This window comes from Tistlia sp., assembly GCF_040905785.1.
In the GTDB taxonomy this organism is placed as follows: Bacteria; Pseudomonadota; Alphaproteobacteria; order Kiloniellales; family DSM-21159; genus Tistlia.
Genome location: NZ_JBBDQW010000016.1, coordinates 91,010 through 117,196, shown reverse-complemented (window position 1 = coordinate 117,196; position 26,187 = coordinate 91,010). Strand labels below are relative to the sequence as shown.

The following is a 26,187-nucleotide window of genomic DNA, read 5'->3' as shown; positions in this document are numbered from 1 at the left end:
GCAGGTCCTAGGTCGTGGCGACGAGCTCCTCGCCGGCCTTGAGGAACCCGGTGTTGGGCAGGCCGCCGGTCGCGATCACGACGAGGTCCGGCTCCTCAGCCAGCACGTCCGCCGCCTCGGCCCAATGATTGAAGCGGATCGGCACGCCGAGCCGCTCCAGCTCGGCCAGGCGCCAGTCGACGATGCCGAGCAGCTCGCGCCGGCGCTTCAGCGCCGCGGCCAGCACGATCTGGCCGCCGGCGCGGTCGGCCGCCTCCAGGACGACGACCGCGTGGCCGCGCTCGGCGGCGACCCGCGCCGCCTCCAGGCCGGCCGGACCGGCGCCGACGACCACTACCTTCTTCGCGGGCGCGGCGGCGCGCGGCACGACGTGGGGCATGGTCAGCTCGCGCCCCGTGGCGGCGTTGTGGATGCACAGGGCCTCGCCGTTCTCGTAGATCCGGTCGATGCAGTAGGCGGCGCCGACGCAGGGGCGGATGCGGTCCTCCTCGCCGCGCGCGATCTTGGCGGCGATGTGCGGGTCGGCGAGGTGCGCGCGGGTCATGCCGACCAGGTCGAGCAGGCCCTCGGCGACGGCGTGGCGTGCGGTCGCGACGTCGGCGATGCGGGCGGCGTGCATGACCGGCAGGCCGAGCGTGGCCTTGATGCGGCCGGCGGCCTCCAGGTGCGGGGCGGCCGGCGTGCCCATGATCGGGATGACGTGGCTCAGCGCCTCGTCGCTGTCGATGTGCCCCCTGATCACGCTGAAGAAGTCGAGCTGCCCGTCGCCGGCCAGGGCGCGGGCGATCTCCAGGCCCGCCTCGGCGTCCAGCCCGACCGGTCCGGCCTCGTCCGTCCAGGCCTCGTCGACGACCAGGCGGATGCCGACGACGAAGGCGGCGCCGACCTCGGCACGGATCGCGCACAGCACCTCGCGGGCGAAGCGCAGGCGGTTGTCGAGGCTGCCGCCATAGGCGTCGCCGCGCCGGTTCGTCGCCGGCGACCAGAAGCCGTCGAGCAGGTGCCCGTAGGCCTCGATCTCGATGCCGTCCAGGCCGCCGTCGCGGCAGCGCCGAGCGGCAGCGGCGTACTGGCCGGCGATGCGCGCCAGGTCCCAGTCCTCGGCCTCCTTGGGGAAGGCCCGGTGCGCCGCCTCGCGCACCGGCGAGGCCGCCAGCACCGGCAGCCAGTCGCCGGTGTTCCAGCCGGTCCGCCGGCCGAGGTGGGTGATCTGGCACATGACCGCGGCGCCGTGACGGTGCACGGCCTCGGAGAGCTCGGCCAGCCAGGGTACGACGGCCTCGTCGTAGAGCAGGATGTTGCCGAAGGAGGGCGGGCTGTCGCGCCCGACGACCGCGGAGCCGCCGATCATGGTCAGGCCGATGCCTCCCTTCGCCTTCTCCTCGTGATAGGCGCGGTAGCGCTGCTTCGGCAGGCCGTCCTCGGTGTAGGCGGGCTCGTGGCTGGTGCTGACCAGCCGGTTCCGGAGGGTCAGGTGCTTCAGGCGGAAGGGCTGGAGCAGGGGGTCGCGGGCGCCGCCGCTCATGGCGCGAGCGGTCTCGCGAAGGAGATCTCGTGGCCGTCGGGGTCGGTGATGTGGAAATAGCGCTCGCCCCAGGGCGCGTCCGCGGGCGGGAAGTCCGGCCTCAGGCCGGCCGCCAGGGCCTGGGCGTGGAAGCCGTCGACGTCGTCGACGTAGAAGATCGCCCGGCCCCAGAGCCCCGACCAGGGCTGCTCGGCGCGGAACAGGTTGAGGTGGCAGGGACCGGCGTGGAAGGAGGTGAAGGGCGCCTCGGCGCCGCCGTGCTTCAGCCGGAAGCCGAGCGCCTCGTAGAAGGCCACGGCCCGGGCCATGTCGCGGGTCGCCAGGGTGACGGCGTTCAGCGCGGTGACCTCGGCCACGGTTCAGCCGAGCTCCTTTGGCACGACGAACTCGACCAGGCGCCCGCGGCCGGCGGCGATCCCGGCCCAGGGGCCTTCGATCTCGAAGCCGGCGAGCGCCGCGGTCGGGTACTTCTCCGAGATCCGGGCCAGGGCCTCCGGCTCCGAGCCCGGGCCGGCGAGCGAGATGGCCAGCGTCTCGATCCCGGGGCTGTGGCCGATCAGCAGCAGCGTCGCGACCGACTCCTCGACGGCACGGATCCGATCGAGAATCCGAGAGGGCGCCGCCAGGTAGAGGCTGCGCAGCAGGCGCACCGGCGGCTCCTCCGGCAGCTCCGCGGCGAGCCGGCGCCAGGTCTCCTGGGCGCGCGCCGCGGCCGAGCAGAGCGCCAGCTCGGGCCGTGGCCCGCGCCGCGCCAGCAGGCTGCCGACCGCGCTCGCCGCGCGGCGCCCTCGCTTGTTCAGCGGCCGGTCGAAATCGCTGCGCGCCGGGTCGTCCCAGGTCGACTTCGCGTGGCGAAGCAGGTAGAGGCGGCGGCGCTGGGGCGCTCTCGGGGGCACGGGCGATCCTCCTGCCGGCCGGCGCGCCCGCTTCGGACGGACGCTCGGCCGCTGGGTTTCGTCGTCCGTTACGCTACTGTAGCTTTGGACGGCTAGTCTATGCGGCCGCCGGTCGTGCCCGGCGCGCCGGAAAGGAACCGAGTTGGATACCAGCATCGAACCCAAGGACAGCGCCGAGGCGGCGCCGGCCGCGCCGCTTCCCGACCTGGACTCGCCGGGCCGCTTCATCAACCGTGAGCTCTCCTGGCTGGCGTTCAACGAGCGCGTCCTGGAAGAGGCCTACAACCCGAACCACCCGCTGCTCGAGCGGGTGCGCTTCCTGTCGATCTCGGCCGGCAATCTCGACGAATTCTACATGGTCCGGGTCGCCGGCCTGAAGGCGCAGGTCCGCAACGGCGTGCGCGAGATCAGCCAGGAAGGGCGCACGCCCGCCCAGCAGCTGGCGGCGATCAACGAGCGGGCGGCGCGGCTGATGCATCAGCAGCAGCACTGCTGGCGCCGGCTGCGCAGCGAGCTGCGCGAGACCGAGATCGTCGTGCTAGAGCCCGAGGAGCTGACCGCCAAGGAGCGGGAGTGGCTGGGCGGCTACTTCCACGAGCAGGTCTTCCCGATCCTGACGCCGATCGCCATCGACCCGGCGCATCCCTTTCCCTTCATGCCCAACCTCGGCTTCGCGCTGGTCGTCGAGCTCTACCGGCCGGCCGAGGAGGAGTACATCAACGGCCTGATCCCGATCCCGGCCCAGACGGTGCGCTTCGTGCGCCTGCCGGGGCGCGGCACGCGCTTCCTGCGCATCGACCAGATCATCGAGATGTTCATCGACCGCCTGTTCCCGGGCGTCGAGGTCCGCGGCCGCGGCATGTTCCGCGTCGTGCGCGACAGCGACATCGAGATCGAGGAGGAGGCCGAGGACCTGGTGCGCCTCTTCGAGTCGGCCCTGAAGCGCCGGCGCCGCGGCTCGGTGATCCGCCTGACCATGGACGAGATGCCCGAGTCGATGCGCCGCTTCGTGGTCCGCGAGCTGGAGGTCGAGGACGACGACGTCTTCGTGCTCGGCGGCCTGCTCGGCCTGGTCGACACCAAGCAGCTGATCGTCGGCGATCGCCAGGACCTGATGTTCGAGCCCTACAGCGCGCGCTTCCCCGAGCGCATCCGCGACTACGACGGCGACTGCTTCAAGGCGATCGCCGCCAAGGACATCATCGTCCACCATCCCTACGAATCCTTCGACGTGGTGGTCCAGTTCCTGCGCCAGGCGGCCGACGACCCGCAGGTCGTGGCGATCAAGCAGACGCTCTACCGGACCAGCGAGGACTCGCCGATCGTGCGCGCCCTGGCCGACGCCGCCGAGGCCGGCAAGTCGGTGACGGCACTGGTCGAGCTCAAGGCGCGCTTCGACGAGGAGCGCAACATCCGCTGGGCGCGCAACCTGGAACGCGCCGGGGTCCATGTCGTCTACGGCTTCATCCGCCTGAAGACCCACGCCAAGGTCTCTCTGGTCGTGCGGCGCGAGGGCGGTGGGCTCAAGTCCTACTGCCACTTCGGGACCGGCAACTACCACCCGATCACCGCCAAGATCTACACCGACCTCAGCTTCTTCACGACCGATCCGGTGCTCTGCCACGACGCCCAGCGCGTCTTCAACTATATGACCGGCTATGCCGAGCCCGGGGAGCTGCGCAAGCTGGTCATCGCGCCGATGTACCTGAAGCCGAAGCTGATCGAGCTGATCGACGGGGAGATCGAGCACGCCCGGGCGGGCCGCCCGGCGGCGATCTGGGCCAAGCTGAACTCGCTGGTCGAGGGCGAGGTCATCGACGCGCTCTATCGGGCCTCCCAGGCCGGCGTCCAGATCGACCTGGTGATCCGCGGCGTCTGCTGCCTGCGCGCCGGCGTCGCCGGCCTGTCGGACAACATTCGCGTCAAGTCGATTGTCGGCCGCTTCCTGGAGCACAGCCGGATCGTCTGCTTCGGCGACGGCCACGGCCTGCCCGGGCCCGAGGCGAAGGTCTTCATCTCCTCGGCCGACTGGATGCCGCGCAACCTGACCCGCCGCGTCGAGACGCTGGTTCCGATCGAGAACGAGACGGTGCACCAGCAGGTCATGGACCAGGTCATGATGGCCAACCTGAAGGACGAGGCGCAGAGCTGGGTAATGGGCACCGACGGCGAGTTCGTGCGCGTCCACGCCGGGCCGGACGCCTTCAGCGCCCAGCACTTCTTCATGACCAACCCGAGCCTGTCCGGACGCGGCAGCGCGTTGCGCCGGGACCGGGAGCGCGGCAACGCCAAGGGCCGCGGCGCCCGCCAGCGGAAGGCGGGCTGAGCTCCTTGACGACTTTGCCCGCCAACTCCGGTCCCCGCGAGCCTGGCCCCAGCGAGCGTGGCCCCCGCGAGGCTCGCCGATGACCGCGCCGGCCCAGGTCGCAGCCATCGCGCCGCTGCCGAAGCGGGAGCCGAGTGCCTCGGAGGGCGAGGAGCGCGTCGGCGTCGTCGACATCGGCTCCAACTCGGTCCGCCTGGTCGTCTTCGACGGCCTGAAGCGGGTGCCGGTGCCGGTCTTCAACGAAAAGGTCCTGCCCGGCCTTGGCCGCGGCCTGGTCGGGAGCGGCAGGCTGAACGAGGAGGGCGTCGCCGTGGCGCTGGAGAGCCTCGAGCGCTTCGCCGGCCTCGCCCGCGCCATGGGCACCCGGCGGCTCGACCTGCTGGCCACCGCCGCGGTGCGCGAGGCCAGTAACGGCCCGGAGTTCGTGGCCGAGGTCGAAAGGCGCTGCGGCCAGCCGGTCTCGATCCTCAGCGGTCCCGAAGAGGCGCGGCTGTCGGCGCTCGGCGTCCTCTCGGGCCTGCCCGGCGCGCGCGGCGTCATGGGCGATCTCGGCGGCGGCTCTCTGGAGCTGGTCCGGCTCGAGGACGCCGAGGCTCTGGAGAGCATCACCCTGCCTCTCGGCCCGCTGCGCCTGGCCGACGAGAGCGGCGGCGACCGCGACCGCGCGGCCGCCTTCGTCGACGGCCAGCTCGACCGCGTTCCCTGGCTGGCCGAAGTCACCGACGCGCTCTATCCGGTCGGCGGCGCCTGGCGCGGCCTAGCGCGCCTGCACATGGACCACACCAGCTACCCGCTGCACATGATCCACGGCTACGGCATCCCGCTGGACGAGGCCGAGGAGCTGGTGCGCCTGGTCAGCCGGCTCGGCAAGCGCTCTCTCGCGCGCATCGGCAGCGTCTCGAAGCGGCGCCTGGACAGCCTGCCGCTGGCCGCGCTGGTGCTCGAGAAGCTGCTGGAGCGGGTCGGCAGCAAGCGTGTCGTTTTCTCCGCCTTCGGCCTGCGCGAAGGCTGGATATTCGACCGCCTGTCCGAGGCGGAGCGGGCGCTCGACCCGCTGTTCGAGGCCGCCGAGGACTGGTCGGCGCGCGAGGGGCGCTTCCCGCACCTGGCGCCCGCGCTGGTCGACTGGACGGCGGCCCTTTTCCCCGGCGAGAGCGCCAACGCCAACCGCCTGCGGCTGACCGCCTGCCGGCTCTCGGACATCGGCTGGCGCTACCATCCCGACTACCGTGCCGAGCAGATCCTGCTGCGCATCCTCCGCGCCCAGGAGCTCTTCGTCGAGCATCACGAGCGCGCCTTCCTGGGGCTGGTGCTCTACAACCGCTACGGCGGCAAGTCCGGCGACGAGGGCCTGGAGACGGTGCGCGCGCTGCTGCGGCCGAACAAGGCGCGCCGCGCCGAGGCGTTGGGCACGGCCCTGCGGCTCGCCTACGCGACCTGCGGCGGCGCCGAGCAGGGCCTGCGCGAGACCCGGCTGGAGTGGGACGGCAAGGCGCTGCGCCTGTTCATCCCGCCCGACAGCTCGGTGCCGCCCGGCCAGACCCTGGAGCGTCGCCTGCAGACCCTGGCCGACGCGCTCGAGGCCGAAAGCGCCGCCATCGTACGCTAGTCTAGCCTGTCGTCTCCGGCCGCAGGTGGCGCGGGCGCTGCCGAAAGACGGCCTTCCGCCGCAATCTTCCCGCCTCCGGGGAAGCCGGGCGGGAGTTCCGGCGGCGGTCAGCTGGCGGCGTTCGCGTGCGACGACGATCTTGCGCAGGTCGTCGTGGCGCTGGAGGGCGGCGGCTTCGGGCCGGAGAACTGTCCGGTCGGCCGGGCCGCCTTCGTCGACCTTCCCGCCGTCGACCCGCTGCGGCGCCTGCTGGCTTCGCTCCGGCTCTAAGAGGGCCTCAGTCGCGCGCGTGCAGGTCGAAGGCGATGCTGACGCGCTGCTCCGGCCCGGCGAAGGGCAGGGTCCGGTGCCAGACGTAGGAGGGGAAGAGCAGCGCGAGGCCGGCCTCCGGCCTGACCAGCAGCGTGTCCGGCTCGAACCGGCAGGGCAGGCCGTAGCCCGGCCGGCCGAATTCGATCCAGCCGGCGTGCTCCGGATCCTCCTCGCGAATCGTCTCCGGGACCTGCGGATAGAACACCCCGCTCAGCCAGCCGAGATTGTGGATGTGGGCCTCCTGGTGGCCCTGCGGCTCCAGCAGGTTGGCCCAGATGTCGAGCGTGTAGTCGCGCGGCTTGCGGCGGCGGAAGGGGTGCGAGGGATCCTCCGGCAGCTGCGCCACGAAGGCGTCGATCGCCTGCCTCAGCACCCGCTCGAAGGCGGCGACGGCGGGGGGAGGGTCCTGCTGCAGCGAGACGATCAGGGCGCCGCCGCGCGCCGCCCGCTGCTTGGGGTCCCAGGTCTGGATCAGCCGCGGATGCCCGCGCAGCTCCTCGAGCAGCGTCTTCGAGAAGGCGGCGAAGTCGCCGTAGCCCTCGGGCGTGGCAAGCCGCGTGCGGCGAAGCAGCTCGGCGTAGTCGGTCAGGCGCGCCGCCTCGTCGCGCCGTCCGAGCTCCTGCAGCACGACCGTCTTGTAGGCCACGCTGCGCACGTCCTGGGGCGCCTCGGCGAGGTTCTCCTCGAGCAGGTCCAGCGCCTGCTCGACCCGGCCGCTCTTCAGGCAGGCCGCGGCGAAGTTGTTGCGCAGGCCCGGCAGCGAGGGGGCCGCGGCATGGGCGGCGCCGTAGGCCTCCAGCGCCGCTTCCGCCTGGCCGTCCTGCTGCAGAGCGTTGGCGAGGCTGAGTTGGGCCGACGCGTTGCCGGGGGCGACGGCGACGGCGCGCCGGTGCAGCGCGATCGCCTCGGGCAGCCGCTCCTGGGCCTCGCGCACGCCTGCCAATCCGCTGAGGGTGGGGGCCGAGAAGGGCCGCAGCGCGAGCGCCCGCTCGAAGGCCGTGGCGGCCTCCTCGAGCCGCTCGAGCTGTCGCAGGGCGACACCCAGGTTGGCGTGGGCCTCGGCATAGTCTGGCCGCGCCGCCACCGCTCGCCCGATCAGGTCGACCGCCGCCTCCAGGTGGCCGCTCTGGCGGGCGATGACGCCGAGCAGGTGCAAGGCGACCGGCTGGCCCGGCTGCTGCTTCAGGACGGTTCGATAGAACGCTTCCGCCTCGCCCAGGCGGCCGGCGCGGTGGTGTTGGACGGCGGCCCGCAGGTTGGCCTCGGCCTCGGCGGGCGTCGATGAAAGGCTCTGCTGCATCGCCTCGCGCTCGGTCAGGCGTTCTTACGGTCCGTCCCGCTCGGCGAGGGCAGCCTGCCGGCGGGGCGCTGGCGAGAGACTAGGCGCAAGCGGCGGCGATCTCAATCCGCCGGGCCGGCGCTCGGCGCCCCCGGTGCCCGGCGAGCGGGCGCGTCGGCGCAGGCCTCGTGCTCGATCTCGACGGTCGCATGGACGATGCCGAAGCGCTCCTGGAGCCTTGCCTTGATCGCCGCCGTCAGGGCGCCGGCCGCAAAGGCCGGCGCGATGCGCGCGTGCAGCGTCATCATCCTGCGCTTCTCGGTGATCGACCAGGCGTGCAGATGGTGGACGTCTTCGACGCCCTCGATCGTCTTCAGGTCGCGGGCGACGGCGCGGGTGTCGAAGCCGCGCGGCGCCGCCTCCAGCAGGATCCGGCCGGACTCGCGGACGACGTACCAGGCGCTGCGCAGGATCAGCAGCACGACCAGCACCGAGAGCAGCGGGTCGGCCAGCATCCAGCCGGTCAGCAGGATGATGACGGCGGCGGCGATCGCCGCTACCGAGCCGAGCAGATCGCCGAGCACGTGCAGCGCCGCGCCGCGGACGTTGAGGTTGTCCCGGTCGGCACCCTGCAGCACCCGGAAGACCACCAGGTTGACGGCCAGGCCGGCGACGGCGATCACCAGCATCGGTCCGCCCAGCACCGGCACCGGCTCCTGCAGGCGTTGCACCGCCTCCCAGACGATCAGAAGGGCAATCACGAAGAGGCTGAGGCCGTTGACGAAGGCGACCAGGACCGAGAAGCGGTCGAAGCCGTAGGTGCGTTTCCAGTCTGCCGGTCGGCGCGCGACCCGGAAGGCGAACCAGGCCAGCAGCAGCGCGGCGAAGTCGGTCAGCATGTGGCCGGCGTCGGCGAGCAGCGCCAGCGACCCGGCGATCACGCCGCCGGCAGCCTCGACCAGCATGAAGCTGCCGGTCAGCGCCGCGGCCAGGGCCATGCGTCGCTCGTTGCCGGCGCCGACCTCGGGGATGTGGGCGTGGCCGTGGTGCCCGTGACCGTGAGGGTCGAGGCCCGTCCGGTCGTCGGAATGGTCGTGCATTACGAGAGCCGTCGCCTTCTGGTCGTTCGCGCTAGACATAGCCCCACCGCGCTCCAACGCCAACAGCTCCGCCGGCTCAGGATTCCCGCTTCGGCGGGCGCAGCCGGTCGAGGCGCAGGCGGTGGCGCCGGTCGGTCAGGCGGCGGACGCCGCCGAGCACGGCGAGCAGCACGCCGCAGGCGGTCGCGCCGGCGATCAGGAACATGATCAGCAGCTGGTATTTGACCGCCTCGGTCGGATCGACGCCCGAGACGATCTGGCCGGTCATCATGCCGGGCAGGGCGACCACGCCGGTCGCCGCCATGGCGTTGATGATCGGCATCATGCCGCTGCGCAGGGCGCGCCGGGTCACCGGCCGGACCGCCTGCCAGCGGGTCGCGCCCAGCAACAGCTGCGCCTCGACCGAGCGGCGCTCCCGGTCGAGCGTGGTCGAGAGGCTGTCGAGGGCCAGGCTGACGCCGGTCAGGGCGTTGCCCAGGATCATGCCGAACAGCGGCAGGGCGAAGCGCGGCGACCACCAGGGCTCGGGCCGGATCAGCGCGGCGAGGCCGACGACGATGACCAGGCTGCCGGCGAAGGCGATGGCGCCGCCGCCCAGTCCCCAGCCCCAGGGGCCGGCCAGCCTGCGCTCCTGGCGCGCCCAGACCTCGCGCGCCGCGAAGCCGACCATCAGCAGCGCGACGCCGGCGGTCAGCCAGGGCGAGCCGGCGGCGAAGATCGCCTTCAGCACCAGCCCGACCAGCAGCAGCTGCACGACCATGCGCCCGGCGGCGACGCCGATCTGTTGGGCCAACCCCAGGCGCAGCCTGATCGACAGGCCGGCGTTGAGCAGCAGGAACAGCGCGGCGAGGGCGACGTCCCAGTAGGAGAGGCTGAGGTAGTCGGCGGTCATGGCCCGGCCTCCGCCGCCGGCGTCACCAGCCGCCCTTTCTCGACGACGAGCGTGCGGTCGGCGAGGCGCGCAGCCTGCTCGCGGTCGTGGGTGACCAGAAGGATCGAGCGCCCCGCGTCGCGCTGGCGCCGGATCAGCGCCTCGACCGCACCTGCCGCCTCGGGATCGAGCGCCGAGGTCGGCTCGTCGAGCAGCAGCACGCGCGGGGCCTGCTCCAGGGCACGAACCAGCGCCAGGCGCTGCTTCTCGCCGGTCGAGAGGCGGGCAACATCCCACTGCAGGCTGTCGGCCGGCAGGCCGAGCGCTTCGACCAGGGGGGCGGCCTCGTCCGGCCGGGCGAAATGGTCGGCCACCCGGTCGGTCCACCAGCCGCTTTCCGCCGGCAAGTAGGCGAGGCGTCGGCGCCAGTCGGGGGCGGGCAGGGCGCCGCGCTCGGTGCCGTCGAGGAGGACGCGGCCCTCGCCGGGGTCAAGGTCGACGAGGGCGCGCAACAGCAGGGACTTGCCGGCGCCCGAGGGCCCGCGCAGCGCCAGGATCTCGCGGTCGCCCAGGACGAAGTCCAGGGGCCCGAGGTTGGCCGTGCGCAGCCCCTCGACCGTCAGCACCGCCCCGGTCCTCGGCGATCCACTAGCGACCCCTTCCAGTATGAGACATCCAGGCTAGGTCGAGGTCCGTCCGCTGCGCCGCAGGGCCTCGGCGACGCCCCAGCAGAGCAGCGCCCAGAAGGCGCCGGCGGCCCAGCCGGCGAGCACGTCGCTCGGCCAGTGGACGCCCAGGTACACGCGGGTGACGCCGATCGCGCAGGCCAGGAAGGCGGCGGACAGCAGCACGTAGGCCTTGAGGCGGCGGTCGCGCACCATCCGCGCGAGCAGCGCGCCCAGGGTCAGGTAGACGACCGCGGAGAGCATGGCGTGGCCGCTCGGAAAGCTGGTGGTGGCGACGTAGGCGGCGTGCGGCACCAGATCCGGTCGCTCGCGCTCAAAGACCAGCTTCAGCAAGTGGGAGGCCAGCATGCCGCTGGCGGTGGCCGCGGCGACGAAGAGGGCGCTGCGGGGGTGGCGCGCCAGCAGCAGGAAGCCGATGATCGCCAGGGTGAGCAGGGTGACGATGCCGATGCTGCCGAGCGCGGTCACGTCGCGGGCGAACTCCTCGAGCCAGCGCGGACCGAGCGGGTCGCCGACATCGCCCGGCTCGCGGAAAGCCAGCAGGATCGCTTTGTCGACCGATCGCGTCTCGCCCTCGGCAACCTCCTCCGCCAGCTCGGCGAAGAGCAGCACCGCGGAAACCGCGGCGATCGCGCCGAGGATGCGCGGCTCCAGAAAATTCCGGAAGGGCAGCTTCATGCCTGTCGGTTCCTACTTTTGTGGCGAGAGCCTACTCCCGGCGAGCCTGCCTGCCAAAGGGGGGCGTCGGCGCGTCCTTGACTCCTTCCGATAATTCGAGAATGCTCGATATATGGATACGAAACAGTCGCTCCTGGCGCTCGGCGCCCTGGCGCAGGAAACCCGGCTCGAGGCCTTCCGGCTGCTGATGCAGAACGCCCCGGAGGGTCTCTGCGCCGGCGAGATCGCCGAGCGGCTCGGCGTGCGCCAGAACACCCTCTCGACGAATCTGGCGGTGCTGGAGCGCGCCGGCTTGGTGCGCGGCGCTCGCGAGGGCCGCTCGGTGCGCTACCGCGCGGAGCTCGAGGGCATGCGCGGGCTGATTGGCTTCCTGATGGAGGACTGCTGCGGCAGCCGTCCGGAGCGCTGTCGCGCCCTGCTCGACGAGCTGGCCTGCGCCTGCTGAAGCGGCCCCTTCAAACGTCTCGACCCTCGGGAGAAGCGCCATGACCGACGGCAAGGTCTTCAACGTCCTGTTCCTCTGCACCGGCAACTCGGCGCGCTCGCTGCTGGCCGAGGCTATCTTGAACCGGCTGGGCGAGGGGCGCTTCCGCGCCTTTTCCGCCGGCTCGCAGCCCAAGGGCGTGCCTCATCCCTACACGCTCGACCTGCTGACGAAGCTGAACCACGACGCCAGTCTCGCCCGCTCGAAGAGCTGGGAGGAGTTCGCCGCGCCCGACGCGCCGGTGCTCGACTTCGTCTTCACCGTCTGCGACAGCGCCGCGGCCGAGACCTGCCCCATCTGGCCGGGCCAGCCGATGACGGCGCACTGGGGGATCCCCGATCCGGCCGCCGCCGAGGGCAGCGAAACGGAGCGGCGCCTCGCCTTCGCCGAGGCCTACCGCATGCTCTACAACCGCATCTCCATCTTCACCAGCCTGCCGATGCGCTCGCTCGACCGGCTCAGCCTTCAGCGGCGCCTCGACGAGATCGGGCGGGCTCTGCCCGACACCGCCTGAGGCAGCCCTTCACCCTTTCTGTGAAACGGGAGTCGAGATGAACAGCGACAGGGCGGCCGACCGCCTGCCTCAAGCCGGCGGCATCGGCGTCTTCGAGAAGTGGCTCTCGCTGTGGGTCGCGCTCTGCATCGCGGCGGGCGTGACCCTCGGCAGCCTGCTGCCCGGTCTCTTCGAGGCGCTGGCGGCGCTGGAAGTGGCGCGCGTCAACCTGGTCGTCGCGCTGCTGATCTGGGCGATGGTCTACCCGATGATGGTCGCCGTCGACTTCGGCAGCCTGGGCCGGATCGCCGAGCGGCCCAAGGGCCTGGTCATCACGATCGCCGTCAACTGGCTGATCAAGCCCTTCACCATGGCGGGGCTCGCGCTGCTGTTCTTCGAGGTCGTCTTCGCCGACCTGATCGCGCCCGCCGACGCCCAGCAGTACATCGCCGGCCTGATCCTGCTGGGCGCCGCGCCCTGCACCGCCATGGTCTTCGTCTGGTCGCAGCTGACCCGGGGCGATCCGAACTACACGCTGGTCCAGGTCTCGGTGAACGACGTCATCATGGTCTTCGCCTTCGCGCCGATCGTCGCCTTCCTGCTCGGCGTCACCGACCTCGTGGTGCCCTGGGAGACGCTGCTGATCTCGGTCGGGCTCTACGTCGTGATTCCGCTGGTCGCCGGCGCCATCACCCGCCAGCGGCTGACCGCCCGGGCGCGGCGGGACGGGGACGGCGCGGCCGCGGTCGCGCGCTTCGTCGCCGGGGTCAAGCCGGTCTCGGTGCTCGGCCTGCTCGCCACCGTGGTGCTGCTGTTCGGCTTCCAGGGCGGAGTCATCCTGGAGCGGCCGCTGGTCATCCTGCTGATCGCCGTGCCGCTGCTGGTCCAGTCCTACGCCATCTTCGGCCTCGCCTACGCCGCCGCCTGGGCCTGGCGGGTACCCTTCCCGGTCGCCGCGCCCTGCGCGCTGATCGGCACCTCCAACTTCTTCGAGCTGGCGGTCGCCGTGGCGATCAGCCTGTTCGGCCTGAACTCGGGGGCGGCGCTGGCGACCGTCGTCGGCGTCCTGGTCGAGGTCCCGGTCATGCTCTCGCTCGTCGCCTTCGCCAATCGCACGCGCGGCGCCTTTCCCACCGCCTGAGGTTCCATGTCCGATTCGCTCTCTTCCGACCTGCCCAACGTCGATGCCGCCCTGCTCTCCGTCCCGGACCCGCAGCGCCTGCGCGCCGCGAGGCCGGCCACGCATCCGCCGCGGATCCTGCTGCTCTACGGCTCCCTGCGCGAACGCTCCTACAGCCGCCTGCTGGCCCAGGAGGCCCAGCGCCTGCTCGGCCATCTCGGCGCCGAGGCCCGTCTCTACCGGCCCGAGGGGCTGCCGCTGCCCGACGGCGCTCCGGTCGAGCATCCCAAGGTCGCCGAGCTGCGCGACCTGGCCGCCTGGTCCGAGGGCATGGTCTGGTGCTCGCCCGAGCGCCACGGCGCCATGAGTGCGGTCCTGAAGGCGCAGATCGACTGGATCCCGCTCGCCCTCGGGGCGCGCCGCCCGACCCAGGGCAAGACGCTGGCGGTGATGCAGGTCAGCGGGGGCTCGCAGTCCTTCAACGCGGTCAACCAGCTGCGCGTGCTCGGACGCTGGATGCGCATGGTGACGATCCCCAACCAGTCCTCGGTGCCCAAGGCCTACCAGGAGTTCGACGAAGCCGGCCGCATGAAGCCCTCCCCGCTCTACGACCGCGTGGTCGACGTCATGGAGGAGCTGGTCAAGTTCACGCTGCTGACCCGCGACGTCTCGCCCTACCTCGTCGAGCGCTACAGCGAGCGCCGCGAGAGCGCGGCGGCGCTTTCGTCGCGGCTGAACCAGCGCGCGATCTGAACCGCCTGGCCGAGCCGGCTTGGGCGGCCCGCCGGGCTGCGCTATAGCAGCACCGGTGAGCGCTCAATCGAACGATAGCCCGGCCCAGGCGCGGGTCCTGGTCACCGGTGCCTCCGGTTTCGTCGGTCGCCGGCTCTCGGCCTGCCTGCTCGAGGCCGGCTTCGCCGTGCACGGCTCCCTGCGCAAGGCAGGGCGCCCCCTGCCGGAGGGCGTCGAGCCGGTCGTGGTCGGCGAGATCGGGCCGGACACCGACTGGTCGGCGGCCCTGGAGGGTGTCGGCCTGGTCGTCCACTGCGCCAACCTCGCCCACGTCTCCAGCCGCACGCCGGCCGCTCTCGCCGCGGCGCGCCGGGTCAACGTCGAGGGCAGCGCCGCCCTGGCGCGGCAGGCCCTGGCGGCGGGCGTCCATCGCTTCGTCTACCTGAGCTCGCTCCTGGCGCGACTCCCGAGTCCGGACCGCGAGCCGGAGGATCCCTACGCCGCGACCAAGCGCGAGGCCGAGGCGGCCCTGGGCGCCATCGCCGGCGGCTCCGCGATGCAGCTGGCGATCCTGCGGCCGCCGCTGATCTACGGGGCCGGCGCCGGCGCCAACTTCGCCCGCCTGGTGCGCGCCATAGAGCGCGGCCGGCCGCTGCCCTTCGGCGCCATCGAAAACCGCCGCTCCTTCCTGTGGATCGACAACCTGGCCGACCTGGTCGTGCTGCTGCTCCGCCAGCCGCTGCCGATCGAGGGCCTGCACGAGCCCCAGGATCCCGAGCCGCTCTCGACCCCGGCCTTCTGCCGCGCGATCGGCGAGGCGCTCGGCCGGCCGGCGCGCCTGCCGGCGGTGCCGGTGGCCCTGCTGCGGCGGGCCGGCCGCCTCGCCGGGCGAGGCCGCGCGCTCGAGAGCCTGACCGGGAACCTCGTCGCCGACGACCGCAGCCTGCGCGAGGGGCTGGGCTGGGTCGCCCCGGTCGAGACGCCGGAGGCGCTGCGGCGCAGCCTGGGCCGTCCGGCACCCTCGCCGGTCCAGGGGCCGCTCTGGCTTGAGGCGCTGTACGGCGGCCTCGGCGTCGGGCTGGCGCTGATCCGCCCGGGCTTGCGCGCCTACCTGGCGCGCCGCGCCGGGCGCGGCCGCGAGGACCCGAAGCGCCTCGCCGAGCGCCTGGGCGACGAGGGCGAGGTGCGTCCCGAGGGCCTGCTCTACTGGCTGCACGCCGCCAGCAACGGCGAGCTGGCTTCGGTGCTGCCGCTGATCGATGAGATCGCTCGGCGCCACCCGCACTGGCGCCTGCTGGTGACCACCGGCACCGTGACCTCGGCCCGGCTCGCCGCCGAGCGCCTGCCGGCGGCGGCCTTCCACCGCTTCCTGCCGATCGACGAGCCGCGGGCCGTCGAGGGCTTCTTCCGCAGCTGGCGCCCGGACCTCGGCCTGGTCGTCGAGTCCGAGCTCTGGCCGACCCTGCTGCGCCGGGCGCGCCGGCGGGGCGTGCCATTGGCGCTGGTCAACGCCAGGATGTCGCCGCGCTCCTTCAAGCTCTGGCGCGCCCTCGGGCCGATCGCCCGCGACCTGCTCGGCTGCTTCCGCCTGGTCGCCGCCCAGAGCCGCGTCGACGCCGAGCGCCTGACCGCCCTCGGCGCGGCGGCCACCTTCTTCGGCAACCTGAAGGACTGTGCGGCGCCGCTGCCGGCCGACCAGGACGAGCTGCGCCGGCTGCGCCAGGAGACGGTGGGACGCACGCTGTGGCTGGCCGCCTCGACCCATCCGGGCGAGGAGGCCATGGTCGCCGACGCGCACCGGGTGATCTCGGTCGGGCAGGTCGATCTGCTGACGATCCTGGCGCCGCGCCACGCCCGGCGCGGCGCGGCGGTGCGGCGCGTGATCGAGCAGCGCGGCCGGAGCGTCGCACAGCGCAGCCGCGGCGAGGCCATCGAGGAGACCACCGACGTCTACCTGGCCGATACAATGGGTGAGCTCGGGCTGTGGTACCGGCTGTCGCGGCTCGCCTTCGTCGGCGGCTCGCTGGTGCCGCACGGCGGCCAGAATCCGCTCGAGGCGGCCAAGCTCGGCTGCGCCCTCGTCACCGGCCGGCAGGTCGAGAACTTCCAGGAGACCGTCGAGCGCCTGGAGGCGGCGGGTGCGATCCTGCTGGTCGAGAACACCGACGGCCTGGCGGCGGCGATCGGCGGGCTGCTCGCCGACCCGAGCCGACGCGCCGCCCAGGCCGAGCGGGGCCTGGCCGCCGCCGAGGCCCAGGCCGGCGTCCTGGCCGGCATCGCCGACGCCCTGGACCCGCTGTTCGCCGAGGCGGAGAAGCGCAGGTACCGCTGAGGCGGCTCCGAGGCGCGCACGCCCGCCGAGCGGCGCCGGCTCAGGGCTGCCACCAGACCCGCAGCAGGTTGAACAGGGCGTTCTTGAGGGTGGTCAGCTCCGGCGCGTCCGGCTGGCGCTCCTCCAGCGCGTTCTTGGCGTCGGAGAGATCGACCAGGATCTGGCGCTGCAGCGGATCGCCGATGAAGCTCTGCAGCCAGGTCACGGCGGCGAGGCGCGAGCCGCGGGTCACCGGCGCGACGTGGTGGCGCACCGTGGTCGGGTAGATCACCGCCTCGCCGACGCCGTACTTGATGCGCATCTCGGCGTCGCCCTGGCTCATCACCAGCTCGCCGCCGTCGTAGTCGGCCGGGTCGGTCAGGAAGATCGTCATCGAGAGGTCGGCGCGGAAGCGGCCCTCGTTCATCGAGGGCGCGTCGACGTGGTCGCCGTATTCCATGCCGACGTCGTAGCGGTTGTAGGTCGGCGGCGCGACCAGCTTGACCAGGGTCTTGTCGCGCAGCCTCTGCGAGCGGGCGACGGCCTCGCGGACGATCTGGTCGGCCTGCTTGCGCGCCTCGCTGCCGCGCGCCAGCTGCAGGTTGTTCTTGATCAGGGCGGCCTGGCCCGAGGCCGTCGCGCGGCCGTCCTCGAAAGCGCCCTTGAGCAGCAGGCCGCGCAGCACCTCGGCCTCGTGGCGCTGCAGCAGGTCGGGGATGCGGATGATCACGGCGGCAGGACCTTCGCTCGGAGTCGATAGGGGGCTGCCGGAGGGATAGACCGAAACGGCAGGCGGGGCAAACGAGCCGCTAGGCGGCCGGGGCGAACGAGCCGCCAGGCGGCCGGGGCAAACGAGCCGCTAGGCGGCCAGCAGCGCGCCGCGCCGGTCCAGCTGCTCGAGCGCCTGCTCGACGACCTCGGGGCCGGCGCCGGGTCGGTGTGCGGCCTCGCTGAGGTGGCGGCGCCAGGCGCGTGCGCCGGGCAGGCCGTTGAACAGGCCGAGGATGTGCCGGGTCATGGACTTGAGCGGCGTGCCGCGCGCGCACTCCGCCTCGAGGTAGGGCAGCAGGCGCGCGACCACCTCGGCGCGTCCCGGCGCCGGCGCCGTCTCGCCGAAGACCCGACGGTCGGCTTCGGCGAGACACCAGGGGTCCTGGTAGGCGGCGCGCCCGATCATGGCGCCGTCGACGGACTCCAGGTGCGCGAGGGCCGCCTCCACCGACAGGATGCCGCCGTTGATGACGATCTCCAGGTCTGGTCGCTCGCGCTTCAGGCGGTGGACCTCCGCGTGGCGCAGCGGCGGCACCTCGCGGTTCTGCTTGGGCGAGAGGCCCTGCAGCCAGGCCTTGCGCGCGTGGACCGCGAAGGAGCCGCAGCCGCCGATCGCGGCGACCTCGTCGACGAAGGCCAGCAGGTCCTCGTAGCCGTCGCGCTCGTCGATGCCGATGCGGCACTTGACCGTGACCGGCAGCGCGGTCGCCGCGCGCATCGCCGCGACCGAGCTGCCGACCAGCGCCGGCTCGGCCATCAGGCAGGCGCCGAAGCGGCCGGTCCGCACGCGGTCGCTCGGGCAGCCGACGTTGAGGTTGACCTCGTCGTAGCCGAAGGCCTCGGCGATCCGCGCGCATTCGGCCAGCGCCGCCGGATCGCTGCCGCCGAGCTGCAGTGCGAGCGGGTGCTCGGACTCGTCGTAGGCCAGGAAGCGCTCGCGGTCGCCGTGCAGGATCGCGCCGGTCGTGACCATCTCGGTATAGAGCAGGGCACGCCGGGTGATCTGCCGCAGGAAGAAGCGGCAGTGCCGGTCGGTCCAGTCCATCATCGGCGCGACGGACAGCCTATGGAATTGATCTGGGGTCATTTGGTCGAGAGAGCCACTGAGCCGGAATTGGCGGCCTTCGCCTGATCGGCAAGGTGTCTCACGTCCGGCGCGGCCCGGTCAAACCGGTCAGCGTCGCCGACCGCTCCCTGATGTCCGCCGTGACCCGGCGCAGCCCGCCAGATCGAGCCGAGGCCCGCCGAGAGCGCGTAGGGCAGCTCCGCGAACTGCGCGTCGTGGCCGTGCCTCAAGGCCACGCTCCAGTCGACCGGGGCGTAGCCCCCGAGCCAGGTCCCGTCGTTCGAAGTGGGCTTTGGCTGGCCCTCGGCTGCTGATCCTTGCGCGCGTGGTTTTGGCCATAGCAGCGCGGATCACGTACATTAGCAAATGAAAGGGAGAAACTGACAATGACCTACACGATCAATCGAACGATCGCCGGCGCGGGCATCGATGACGTCGATGCCCGAACGCGCAAAGCGCTTGCGGCCGAAGGCTTCGGCGTGCTGACCGAGATCGACGTCAAGGCGACGATGAAGAAGAAGCTCGATGTCGAGATGCCGGCCTATCGCATTCTCGGCGCCTGCAATCCGGGCATGGCACACCAGGCCATCGGCATCGAGCCGCGGGTGGGCGCGATGCTGCCCTGCAACGTGATTCTGCGCGAAGTCGAGGCTGGTGTGGAGGTCAGCGCCATCGACCCGGTCGCGTCGATGCAGGCGATCGACAACGCCGAACTGACGGCCGTGGCGGGCCAGGTCCGCGACCTTCTGGCGAAGGCCGTCGAGGCGATCTGAAGTGAGCCTGCGAGCCGGCATCCTCGCGGGGCTGGCGATCCTCGGGATGACCCTGCTCGGTGTCTGGCTGTTCGCACCTTCGGTGTTCACCGAGGCACGCGGTCTGCTGGACAGCGAGGCCCTCGAGATGGTGGTGGCGCGCGCTGGCTTCTGGGGGCCGGTTCTGATCGTCACGCTCATGACCGTCGCGGTCGTGGCCAGCCCGATCCCGAGCGCGCCCATCGCCCTCGCCGCCGGCGCGGCCTACGGCCATTTCTGGGGGACGGTGCAGGTCGTGATCGGCGCCGAGCTTGGAGCGCTGATCGCGTTCGGCCTGGCACGGGTTCTGGGGCATGATGTCTTGCGGCGAGTGTTCGGTGACCGGTTCGATGCAGGGCTGCTCGGCTCGCAAACCGCATTGACGGCGACGGTCTTCGCAAGCCGCCTGATGCCCTTCGTGTCCTTCGACATGATCAGCTACGCGGCAGGGCTCAGCCGCCTGCACGCCTGGCGTTTCGCGCTAGCGACGCTGGCGGGAATTGTTCCGGCGAGTTTCTTCCTCGCCCATGTCGGCGGTGAGGCCGCGAGCGGAGACCTTGGCAGGGCGACGTGGGCGGTGCTCGGACTGGGGCTCGTGACGGGATTGCCGCTGCTGTGGGTGGCGATACGAAAAAAGACCGACAAGGATGGCTGATGGCGAAGGAATACGAAAAGAGCAGCATCACCCTACCGGGCGCGGTGGCCATGGGAACCGGCGTCATGATCGGCGCCGGCATCTTCGCGCTGACCGGGCAGATTGCCGAACTCGCCGGGTCGCTCTTCCCGCTCTCGTTCGTCGCGGGCGCGGTCGTGTCCGCGTTCAGCGCCTACACCTATATCAAGATGTCGAACGCATTTCCGTCTGCGGGCGGCATCGGGATGATCCTGAAGAAGGCCTACGGGCCGACGACGGTCGCGGCCGGCGCCTCACTCCTGATGGCGCTTTCGATGGTCATCAACGAGAGTCTCGTCGCACGCACCTTTGGAACCTACACGCTGCAGGCGTTTGGCGGCGATCCGGACAGCGTTCTCGTGCCGGTTCTTGGCGTTGGCCTAATCATCTTCGCGTATCTCGTGAACGTCTCCGGCAACCGTTCGGTCGGGCTTTTGTCCATCGTCATGGCCGTGATCAAGGTGGGCGGCATCGCGCTGTTCGGGGCGGCCGGTCTCTGGGCGAGCGGCATCTCGTTCGAGGCCGCGGGCGGAGATGCCGGCGCAGGGGGCTTCGTGGCATCGGTCGCGCTGTCGATCCTCGCCTTCAAGGGCTTCACGACCATCACCAACAGCGGCGCCGAGATCACCGATCCACACCGCAATGTCGGCCGGGCCATCGTCTTGTCCATCGCGATCTGCGTTGTCGTCTATCTGCTTGTCGCCTTCGCGGTCGGCTCCAGCCTGCCGCTCGACCGCATCGTCGCGGCGAAGGACTACGCGCTGGCCGAAGCAGCCCAACCCGCCCTCGGCCAGATCGGCTTCTACCTAACGGTGGCGCTCGCGCTCGTGGCAACGGCCTCGGGTCTGATCGCCAGCGTCTTCGCCGTATCGCGGATGCTGGCGATGCTGACCGACATGAAGATGATCCCGCACAGCCATTTCGGTATGCCGGGCACGATCAAGGACCACACGCTCGTCTACACCGTCGTGATCGCAGGCTTTCTGACGGTCTTCTTCGACCTCAGCCGGATCGCCTCTCTCGGGGCCTTCTTCTATCTGGTGATGGACATCGTCATTCACTGGGGCGTGTTCCGGCATCTCCGCCGGGAGATTGGCGCTCGCGGCTGGGTGCTGCTGACCGCCATCGTCCTCGATGCAGCGGTGCTGGCCGCCTTCGCCGCGATGAAGTGGCAGTCCGATCCGCTCATTGTCGTGATCGGCATCGTCGGCATGGCGCTGGTATTCCTGTTCGTGCGGGTTTTCCTCGCGCGCAATCCGGTCAGAGAAGGCGATCACGACCACCATTGAGAATGGCTTGAATTTCCAATCGCTGGAAGCCTCAAGCCGGGATGAGGCAGCAAAAGGTTGGCAGGACATGGGACACGATCACCATCCACGATCAGCGTGTCGACAGTGGCGCGGCATTTCGGCGGAACCGAAGCGACCAGTCCATCATCGGCGCGACGGACAGCCTATGGAATCGATCTGGGGTCATTTGGTCGAGAGAGCCACTGAGCCGGAATTGGCGGCCTTCGCCTGATCGGGAAGGTGTCTCACGTCCGGCGCGGCACGGTCAAACCGGTCAGCGCCGCCGACCGCTCCCTGATCTCCGCCGTGACCCGGCGCAGCCCCGCCAGTCCCAGCTCCAGGAGATCCGGGTCGGCGGGCGTCCGGCTGTAGATCAGGCAGCCGGTGCGCTCGAAGACCGGCGCGCCGCGCACCGGATGGAGGGCGCCCGAGCGGAGCTGCTCGAGGACCATGCGAACCGGCAGGTAGGCGCTGCCGCCGAACTCCAGGATGTAGCGGACCGCAATCGAGCCGAGCCCCGCCGAGAGCGCGTAGGGCAGCTCCGCGAACTGCGCGTCGTGGCCGTGCCTGAAGGCTTCGCCCCAGTCGACCAGCGCGTAGCCCCGGCGCCAGGTCCCCTCGGCCACCTGGCAGTCGCCGTGCGTCGTCAGCAGGACCAGCTCGTCGACCAGGAACTCCTCGATCACCAGTCCCTGCGCCCGCTCGGGCTCGTACATCACGCCGATATCGAGCACGCCGTCGCGCAGATGGCGCATCAGCCCGGGCGAATAGTCTGACTCGACGTGGATGGCGACCGACGGCGCCTCGCGGCGCATCCAGTCGACCCACTGCAGCTCGAGCTGGTCCCAGAGGCTGGGGGCGACGCCGAGGCTGAGCGAGGCCCGGTAGGCCTCCGGCAGGGCGACGTCGGTTTTCGCCCTCTGCCAGAGCCGCCGCATGCTCTCGCCGTGCCGGAGCAGCCGTTCGCCGGCGGCGGTCAGCGCCGCTCCCTTGCGCCCCCTCTCGAAGAGCGGGCGACCCAGCTCGGTCTCCAGGGACTGGATCCGCGCGCTCACCGTCGACTGGGTGACGTTCAGATTCTCGGCCGCCCTGCGAAAGTTTCCCGTCGCGACGACTTCCAGGAAGGTCCGAACCTGATCGATATGCATGTCTCGGGGCCGATGAAGTTCCCGAGGATAATGGACCTTCCGCGGACGGACGCCACCCCCGAGGCGTTCGTCCGCGGCGGGCGCGGGAAGCGGAGCCTTGCCTGCCTGGGCGCGGCCTCCCGCTTCGCGCTTGTCGGAAGGCCGTCGCCCGGCCGGGCCGCTGGGTCAGTTCGACGCCGCCTTGATGCGCTCCAGGGCCTTGCCCTCCAGGTCCTCGATCCCGGCCGGGACGCTCGGCATGAACTTCAGGTTGGCCAGCGCCGCCTCGTCGAAGGCGGCTTCGACCGCGGCCCGCGAATCCGCGGGCATGAGCTCGATCGCGCCCTTCACGGCGCCGATGGCGCCGGAGGAGGCCGACATCATGGTCATGATCTCGGGCTGCATGACGAAGTTGATCCACTTGTAGGCAGCCTCGTCGGCCTCGCCCTTGGCCGGAATCGAGAAGGTGTCGATCCAGGCCAGGGCACCCGTGCGCGTCGGCACGAAGAGGATGTCGGGATTCTGGCCGTAGAGCTTGAAGGCGGTGGAATCCCAGGCGTCCGAGACGACGACCTCGCCGGACAGGATCAGGCGCGCCAGGTCGTCGCCGCCGGTCCAGTAGGTCTTCACGTTGTCCTTGCAGGCGATCAGCCTCTCGGTCAGGACATCGAGGATCTTCTGGTACTCGGCCGGATCGTCGTAGGCCTCGAAGGGATCCATGCCCATGTCGAACGCCATGCCCAGCAGAACGGCCCGCTTGAGGCGCATGGAGACGCGGCCCTTGTACTGCGGGTCGCAGAGGTCGCCCCAGGCCTCGACGTCCGGGGCCTCGGACTTGTCGACGATCAGGCCCTGCGTGCCCCAGAGGTGCGGCACCGAGTAGATCTCGCCGTCGAGCGTCGCGTTGACCTCCATCGCCCGCATCATGTCGGGCTGGAAGACCGTGGTGTCGATCTTGGAAAGGTCGAGCGGCTTGTAGATGCCGTACTCGCTCTGCGCGGCGACGATGCGCGACACGCTCGGCTGTGCCAGGTCGTAGCCGGCCCCGCCGGTCGCGCGCAGCTTGGCGACCATCTCCTCGTTGTTGGAGAAGGTCACCTCGACGTCGATGTCGGGGTACTTCTCCTCGAAGAGGGCGATCACGCCGTCCGGGGCGTATCCGCCCCAGGTCATGAGCCTGAGCGTTTCCGCCTGGCCGGTCGTGGCGGCGCAGAGAACGGCGGCACCGGCAAGCAGTCCCTTGAGCACCCTGTTCATTGTACCTTCTCCTCGTTGTGTGTTGGTTCGCTTTCCACTTTGTTGAAGCAAGTGTCTGCGCCGAACAGAACGAAGTACGGCACGTTGGAGAGGTCGTCTTCTAGCCCTGGACAGAAATTAGAGCAGGTTCCGTCCGCTATCTCGAAGTAGTACTGAAAGGGGAAGGGGGCGCCCGTGTAGCTTCCCGGGATGCCGGCCTCGTAGGCGCCGTTGCTCCAGGTCATCTCCGCGCACTGCCACGGCTCCGACTGGTTGACATGCCGGTAGTGCAGGAAGACGCCGCGGCGGGACGCGCCGACCGGGACGCAGGAGAGCGCCAGATCGCTGCCGTGGTCGAAGCCCGCCGGCGCGACGTGCCGGCAGGACTGGCGCTGGGATCTCGACCAGCGCTCGATCTGCTCGACCTGGGAGCGCCCCAGGGCGGTGTCGCGGGCGCCGCCCGCTCTGGCCTCCTCGACGAGGTCGGCCATGTCCGAGACGTCCCGGTCGATCGCCGGCAGCCGGTCGTCCCAGCGGCCGCGCAGCCAGGAATGCGGCCCGTAGGTGATGTCGGGCAGGTAGAGGTCCCGGCAGGCCTCCGCCGCCACGGCCCAGGCGTCGCGCGCCCGTCGGTAGCGGGCGACGGCCGCCTCCGCCGCCCGGGCCTCGCCGGACAGCAGGTAGAGCTCCCAGAGCACGGCGGCGCGGACCTTTTCGGCGAAGAACCTGCCGATGGCGCCCAGGATCGTGACGTCGACCGACAGCCGGCGGAACGCGCTGTGCGGCTCTTCGATCCGGGAGCCGGCGCGGGCGAGCTCGACGGCCGAGGCTGCTGCGAGCCCGTCCAGCCAGTTGGCCCAGGTCAGCGGCGACAGTCTGCGCACGGCCGCACCCTGGTGGAGGCAGGCCGCGAGCTCGCTCGGCGACAGGAACAGTTGCGGATCGCACGACCCGACCGTCCCGAAGCGGGCCGGCTTGAACAGCTCGTAGCCATAGGGCAGCGGCGGCGCCTCCCGGACGACCGACATGTTCTCGTACATCTCCGGCCAGTAGGAGTTGTTGGAGGCCGTCGGCGTGTGGGCCAGGGTTATCAGCGGCAGGATCCGGCTGGCGCTGGCGAGCGCGCGCCCGCAGTTTGCGCCGGCCTCCCCGAACCGCCTGTCCAGGTAGCGGCGGAAGTCCTGGGGATCCGCCTCGGGGTCGTAGAGCGAGCGCCCCCAGACCCGATAGGTGTAGGCGAACTTCCGCCAGTCGCGGGCGTCGGGCGAGACCTCGCTGCGGTAGCCGGTGCGGTTGCCGCGGATCCCGGTCCCCATCCGCCCCTTGAAGGAGAGCGGTTCGCAGAGCTCGACGCCCTTCGCGCCGCAGAAGGTCGAGTTCCGCCCGTAGCCGCCCGCCAGCGCCGGGTCGCCCCACAGCAGGATGCGGACGGTCCCGGGCCAGATCCGGCAGACGATGTCGTAGGGCCGATCCTCGCGCAGCAGGTCGCCGTAGCTGTAGCGCATGAACTTGCGCGTGCCTTCGCTGAACTGCCACTTGCCCGCGTGCTTGGCGGCGTCGCGGCCGGAGTAGAAGGTCGCCAGGTGATTCTCCGGCAGCTCGAGCGGCCGGATCGACGCCTGGTGATAGGGCAGCCCCATGTGCTCGGAGGTGTACTTCGGGGAGATCGAGACCGGCATGCCGGTGGCCAGGGCGAGGTCGATCAGCTTCTCGTCTATGCCCTTGGCGTGCAGGTCGAGGCGGATCGTGCGGCCGGCTCCCCGGACCGCCTCGAAGTAGGTCTCCCAGAAGGCGTAGTCGCCTTCCGGAATGCCGCACTCGACGTGCACCCGCAGCGTCAGGCCGCTGATCTCCGGCACTTCGGCGAGGATTCTGGCCAGGGCGTCGCGACAGTACCCGGCGATGTTGGCGGGCCCAAGCCCGGAGATCCGATGGTTGGCGTTCGGGCAGTCGTCGAAATCGTAGCTCTGGGTCCAGAGGGCGAGCTGGAACTCGAGGCCGCGGCGCTCGGCCTCCCGCGCGACGAACTTCAGGGTCTCCAGGTTTCGGCGGCGCTCCTCGTCGGAGAGGTTCGAGACCTCGACCTCGTGGCCCGGGACCGAGACCAGGAAGGGGTAGGCGAGATAGAAATAGACATCCGAGATGAAGTCGTTGCCGTAGGGGTAGTTGTATTGCATGCCCAGGGTGAGCGAGATCCGGTTGAAACGGTGCGTCGCCAGGAGCGTCAGGTACTCCTTCCACCCCTCCCGGTCGTGGAACCAGGGAAGGTCCTCGACGTCGCTCTGGAAGCAGCGGGAGATGCTGCGGACCTTCGCCGTCGGCGCCGCCACCAGGGGCGGCGAGAAGTCGAGCACGCTCGGCACGGCGCGCGCGAAGCGCGCGCGGTCCGCCAGCTCCGTCGCCGCATAGATCAGGCCGCGGACGTCGGCGCCGTAGACGTAGAGCTCCGCCGTCCTCCCGGCACCTGGCCCGGGTCCGGCAAAGATCGCGAAGGATTCGGGCGCAGCGGGCAGCTCGACCTCGGCGAGCCGGGCGATCCGCTCGATCTCCCGGCTGCTCCCCAGCGCAAAGGTGACGAGGGTTTCGTCGCCGCCCTCAGAGGGCAGCGCCGCGCAGGGGAGGAGTCCGACGGAGATTTCCCCGAGACGGCTTTCGAGCTCGGCGATGGCCCATTCGACCTGGGGCAGGCCGGGCGCACCGGCCGCTCCGATGACCCTGAAGTAGATCTGCGTGGGGGTCTTCGCCGGGGTGGGGGGCCTGGGTTCCATCCGGGAATGCTAGGTCGCGGCTTTTGAAGGGGTAAGCGAATATT

At 71.1% G+C, this 26,187-nt stretch carries 23 protein-coding genes; 10 read left to right on the top strand and 13 right to left on the bottom strand.

Annotated elements, in window-relative coordinates:
• Positions 1-7: 7 nt before the first annotated feature.
• From WD341_RS04690 to WD341_RS04680, 3 genes are read right to left on the bottom strand one after another with little or no spacing between them, the layout of a single operon-like run.
• On the bottom strand, positions 8-1,525 hold the full coding sequence (locus WD341_RS04690; protein WP_368424267.1) for an FAD-dependent oxidoreductase: 1,518 nt from the start codon (positions 1,523-1,525) through the stop codon (positions 8-10).
• The gene (locus tag WD341_RS04685; RefSeq protein ID WP_368424266.1) at positions 1,522-1,881 is read right to left on the bottom strand and encodes a VOC family protein; all 360 of its coding nucleotides are present in this window, start codon (positions 1,879-1,881) and stop codon (positions 1,522-1,524) included. Before WD341_RS04685 ends, WD341_RS04690 begins: the two co-directional genes overlap by 4 nt.
• Before the next feature lie 3 nt (positions 1,882-1,884).
• On the bottom strand, positions 1,885-2,421 hold the full coding sequence (locus tag WD341_RS04680; protein WP_368424265.1) for a histidine phosphatase family protein: 537 nt from the start codon (positions 2,419-2,421) through the stop codon (positions 1,885-1,887).
• A 154-nt stretch (positions 2,422-2,575) separates the two neighbouring features.
• Between WD341_RS04680 and WD341_RS04675 the strand changes: the two genes are divergently transcribed.
• Together WD341_RS04675 and WD341_RS04670 are read left to right on the top strand one after the other, a co-directional pair.
• A complete protein-coding gene (locus WD341_RS04675) occupies positions 2,576-4,747 on the top strand; it encodes an RNA degradosome polyphosphate kinase (protein WP_368424315.1) in 2,172 nt (723 codons plus the stop codon).
• A gap of 79 nt (positions 4,748-4,826) precedes the next feature.
• Positions 4,827-6,356: a Ppx/GppA family phosphatase gene (locus tag WD341_RS04670; RefSeq protein WP_368424264.1), complete on the top strand. Its 1,530-nt coding sequence runs from the start codon at positions 4,827-4,829 to the stop codon at positions 6,354-6,356.
• A gap of 277 nt (positions 6,357-6,633) precedes the next feature.
• On the opposite strand, the gene WD341_RS04665 is transcribed toward WD341_RS04670, so the two are convergent.
• The 5 genes from WD341_RS04665 to WD341_RS04645 all read right to left on the bottom strand — a co-directional run bounded on the left by WD341_RS04665 (position 6,634) and on the right by WD341_RS04645 (position 11,282).
• Positions 6,634-7,968, bottom strand: a complete 1,335-nt coding sequence (locus WD341_RS04665; RefSeq protein WP_368424263.1) for a putative 2OG-Fe(II) oxygenase — start codon at positions 7,966-7,968, stop codon at positions 6,634-6,636.
• A 101-nt stretch (positions 7,969-8,069) separates the two neighbouring features.
• Complete coding sequence (locus WD341_RS04660; RefSeq protein ID WP_368424262.1) at positions 8,070-9,047, bottom strand: cation diffusion facilitator family transporter; 978 nt, start codon at positions 9,045-9,047, stop codon at positions 8,070-8,072.
• Between the two features lie 76 nt (positions 9,048-9,123).
• Complete coding sequence (gene fetB / locus WD341_RS04655) at positions 9,124-9,939, bottom strand: iron export ABC transporter permease subunit FetB (RefSeq protein ID WP_368424261.1); 816 nt, start codon at positions 9,937-9,939, stop codon at positions 9,124-9,126.
• Positions 9,936-10,544 carry an ATP-binding cassette domain-containing protein gene (locus tag WD341_RS04650; protein ID WP_368424260.1) on the bottom strand — a complete coding sequence of 203 codons (609 nt, stop codon included), beginning with the start codon at positions 10,542-10,544 and terminating at the stop codon, positions 9,936-9,938. The genes fetB and WD341_RS04650 overlap by 4 nt, the downstream gene beginning before the upstream one ends.
• Before the next feature lie 54 nt (positions 10,545-10,598).
• Positions 10,599-11,282, bottom strand: coding sequence for a phosphatase PAP2 family protein (locus WD341_RS04645; protein WP_368424259.1), 684 nt, complete (start codon positions 11,280-11,282; stop codon positions 10,599-10,601).
• Between the two features lie 112 nt (positions 11,283-11,394).
• Between WD341_RS04645 and WD341_RS04640 the strand changes: the two genes are divergently transcribed.
• The 5 genes from WD341_RS04640 to WD341_RS04620 are packed head-to-tail and all read left to right on the top strand — an operon-like array spanning position 11,395 to position 16,443.
• Complete coding sequence (locus WD341_RS04640; protein ID WP_368424258.1) at positions 11,395-11,727, top strand: ArsR/SmtB family transcription factor; 333 nt, start codon at positions 11,395-11,397, stop codon at positions 11,725-11,727.
• Between the two features lie 40 nt (positions 11,728-11,767).
• Positions 11,768-12,280: an arsenate reductase ArsC gene (locus WD341_RS04635; RefSeq protein WP_368424257.1), complete on the top strand. Its 513-nt coding sequence runs from the start codon at positions 11,768-11,770 to the stop codon at positions 12,278-12,280.
• A 37-nt stretch (positions 12,281-12,317) separates the two neighbouring features.
• Positions 12,318-13,400 (top strand): ACR3 family arsenite efflux transporter, encoded by a 1,083-nt coding sequence (gene arsB / locus WD341_RS04630; protein WP_368424256.1) that lies wholly within the window; start codon positions 12,318-12,320, stop codon positions 13,398-13,400.
• 6 nt (positions 13,401-13,406) lie between these two features.
• Positions 13,407-14,132, top strand: a complete 726-nt coding sequence (gene arsH, locus WD341_RS04625; RefSeq protein WP_368424255.1) for an arsenical resistance protein ArsH — start codon at positions 13,407-13,409, stop codon at positions 14,130-14,132.
• Positions 14,133-14,187: 55 nt separating this feature from the next.
• On the top strand, positions 14,188-16,443 hold the full coding sequence (locus WD341_RS04620) for a glycosyltransferase N-terminal domain-containing protein (protein ID WP_368424254.1): 2,256 nt from the start codon (positions 14,188-14,190) through the stop codon (positions 16,441-16,443).
• A 40-nt stretch (positions 16,444-16,483) separates the two neighbouring features.
• On the opposite strand, the gene WD341_RS04615 is transcribed toward WD341_RS04620, so the two are convergent.
• Positions 16,484-17,152, bottom strand: coding sequence for a Fe2+-dependent dioxygenase (locus WD341_RS04615; protein ID WP_368424253.1), 669 nt, complete (start codon positions 17,150-17,152; stop codon positions 16,484-16,486).
• Positions 17,153-17,281: 129 nt separating this feature from the next.
• Entirely contained in the window at positions 17,282-18,280 is a 999-nt protein-coding gene (dusA, locus tag WD341_RS04610; protein ID WP_368424252.1) for a tRNA dihydrouridine(20/20a) synthase DusA, read from the bottom strand.
• Positions 18,281-18,645: 365 nt separating this feature from the next.
• On the opposite strand from dusA, the gene WD341_RS04605 reads away from it, so the two are divergent.
• The 3 genes from WD341_RS04605 to WD341_RS04595 are packed head-to-tail and all read left to right on the top strand — an operon-like array spanning position 18,646 to position 21,012.
• The gene (locus WD341_RS04605; protein ID WP_368424251.1) at positions 18,646-19,032 is read left to right on the top strand and encodes a DUF302 domain-containing protein; all 387 of its coding nucleotides are present in this window, start codon (positions 18,646-18,648) and stop codon (positions 19,030-19,032) included.
• Between the two features lies 1 nt (position 19,033).
• A complete protein-coding gene (locus WD341_RS04600) occupies positions 19,034-19,705 on the top strand; it encodes a TVP38/TMEM64 family protein (protein ID WP_368424250.1) in 672 nt (223 codons plus the stop codon).
• The gene (locus WD341_RS04595; protein WP_368424249.1) at positions 19,705-21,012 is read left to right on the top strand and encodes an APC family permease; all 1,308 of its coding nucleotides are present in this window, start codon (positions 19,705-19,707) and stop codon (positions 21,010-21,012) included. The genes WD341_RS04600 and WD341_RS04595 overlap by 1 nt, the downstream gene beginning before the upstream one ends.
• Before the next feature lie 245 nt (positions 21,013-21,257).
• Here WD341_RS04595 and WD341_RS04590 read toward each other — a convergent pair whose 3' ends face one another.
• The 3 genes from WD341_RS04590 to WD341_RS04580 form a co-directional block, all read right to left on the bottom strand.
• Positions 21,258-22,160, bottom strand: coding sequence for a LysR family transcriptional regulator (locus tag WD341_RS04590; protein ID WP_368424248.1), 903 nt, complete (start codon positions 22,158-22,160; stop codon positions 21,258-21,260).
• 165 nt (positions 22,161-22,325) lie between these two features.
• Positions 22,326-23,396 (bottom strand): extracellular solute-binding protein, encoded by a 1,071-nt coding sequence (locus WD341_RS04585; protein ID WP_368424247.1) that lies wholly within the window; start codon positions 23,394-23,396, stop codon positions 22,326-22,328.
• Positions 23,393-26,143, bottom strand: a complete 2,751-nt coding sequence (locus tag WD341_RS04580) for a hypothetical protein (protein ID WP_368424246.1) — start codon at positions 26,141-26,143, stop codon at positions 23,393-23,395. The genes WD341_RS04585 and WD341_RS04580 overlap by 4 nt, the downstream gene beginning before the upstream one ends.
• Between the last annotated feature and the right edge of the window lie 44 nt (positions 26,144-26,187).

Bases quoted from the DNA above. Each gene is read 5' to 3' on its own strand.
- WD341_RS04690 (WP_368424267.1), bottom strand. From the start codon at position 1,525: ATGAGCGGCGGCGCCCGCGACCCCCTGCTCCAGCCCTTCCGCCTGAAG.
- WD341_RS04670 (WP_368424264.1), top strand. From the start codon at position 4,827: ATGACCGCGCCGGCCCAGGTCGCAGCCATCGCGCCGCTGCCGAAGCGG.
- WD341_RS04665 (WP_368424263.1), bottom strand. From the start codon at position 7,968: ATGCAGCAGAGCCTTTCATCGACGCCCGCCGAGGCCGAGGCCAACCTG.
- WD341_RS04660 (WP_368424262.1), bottom strand. From the start codon at position 9,047: ATGCACGACCATTCCGACGACCGGACGGGCCTCGACCCTCACGGTCAC.
- fetB (WP_368424261.1), bottom strand. From the start codon at position 9,939: ATGACCGCCGACTACCTCAGCCTCTCCTACTGGGACGTCGCCCTCGCC.
- WD341_RS04645 (WP_368424259.1), bottom strand. From the start codon at position 11,282: ATGAAGCTGCCCTTCCGGAATTTTCTGGAGCCGCGCATCCTCGGCGCG.
- WD341_RS04640 (WP_368424258.1), top strand. From the start codon at position 11,395: ATGGATACGAAACAGTCGCTCCTGGCGCTCGGCGCCCTGGCGCAGGAA.
- WD341_RS04635 (WP_368424257.1), top strand. From the start codon at position 11,768: ATGACCGACGGCAAGGTCTTCAACGTCCTGTTCCTCTGCACCGGCAAC.
- arsB (WP_368424256.1), top strand. From the start codon at position 12,318: ATGAACAGCGACAGGGCGGCCGACCGCCTGCCTCAAGCCGGCGGCATC.
- arsH (WP_368424255.1), top strand. From the start codon at position 13,407: ATGTCCGATTCGCTCTCTTCCGACCTGCCCAACGTCGATGCCGCCCTG.
- dusA (WP_368424252.1), bottom strand. From the start codon at position 18,280: ATGACCCCAGATCAATTCCATAGGCTGTCCGTCGCGCCGATGATGGAC.
- WD341_RS04605 (WP_368424251.1), top strand. From the start codon at position 18,646: ATGACCTACACGATCAATCGAACGATCGCCGGCGCGGGCATCGATGAC.
- WD341_RS04595 (WP_368424249.1), top strand. From the start codon at position 19,705: ATGGCGAAGGAATACGAAAAGAGCAGCATCACCCTACCGGGCGCGGTG.
- WD341_RS04590 (WP_368424248.1), bottom strand. From the start codon at position 22,160: ATGCATATCGATCAGGTTCGGACCTTCCTGGAAGTCGTCGCGACGGGA.
- WD341_RS04585 (WP_368424247.1), bottom strand. From the start codon at position 23,396: ATGAACAGGGTGCTCAAGGGACTGCTTGCCGGTGCCGCCGTTCTCTGC.
- WD341_RS04580 (WP_368424246.1), bottom strand. From the start codon at position 26,143: ATGGAACCCAGGCCCCCCACCCCGGCGAAGACCCCCACGCAGATCTAC.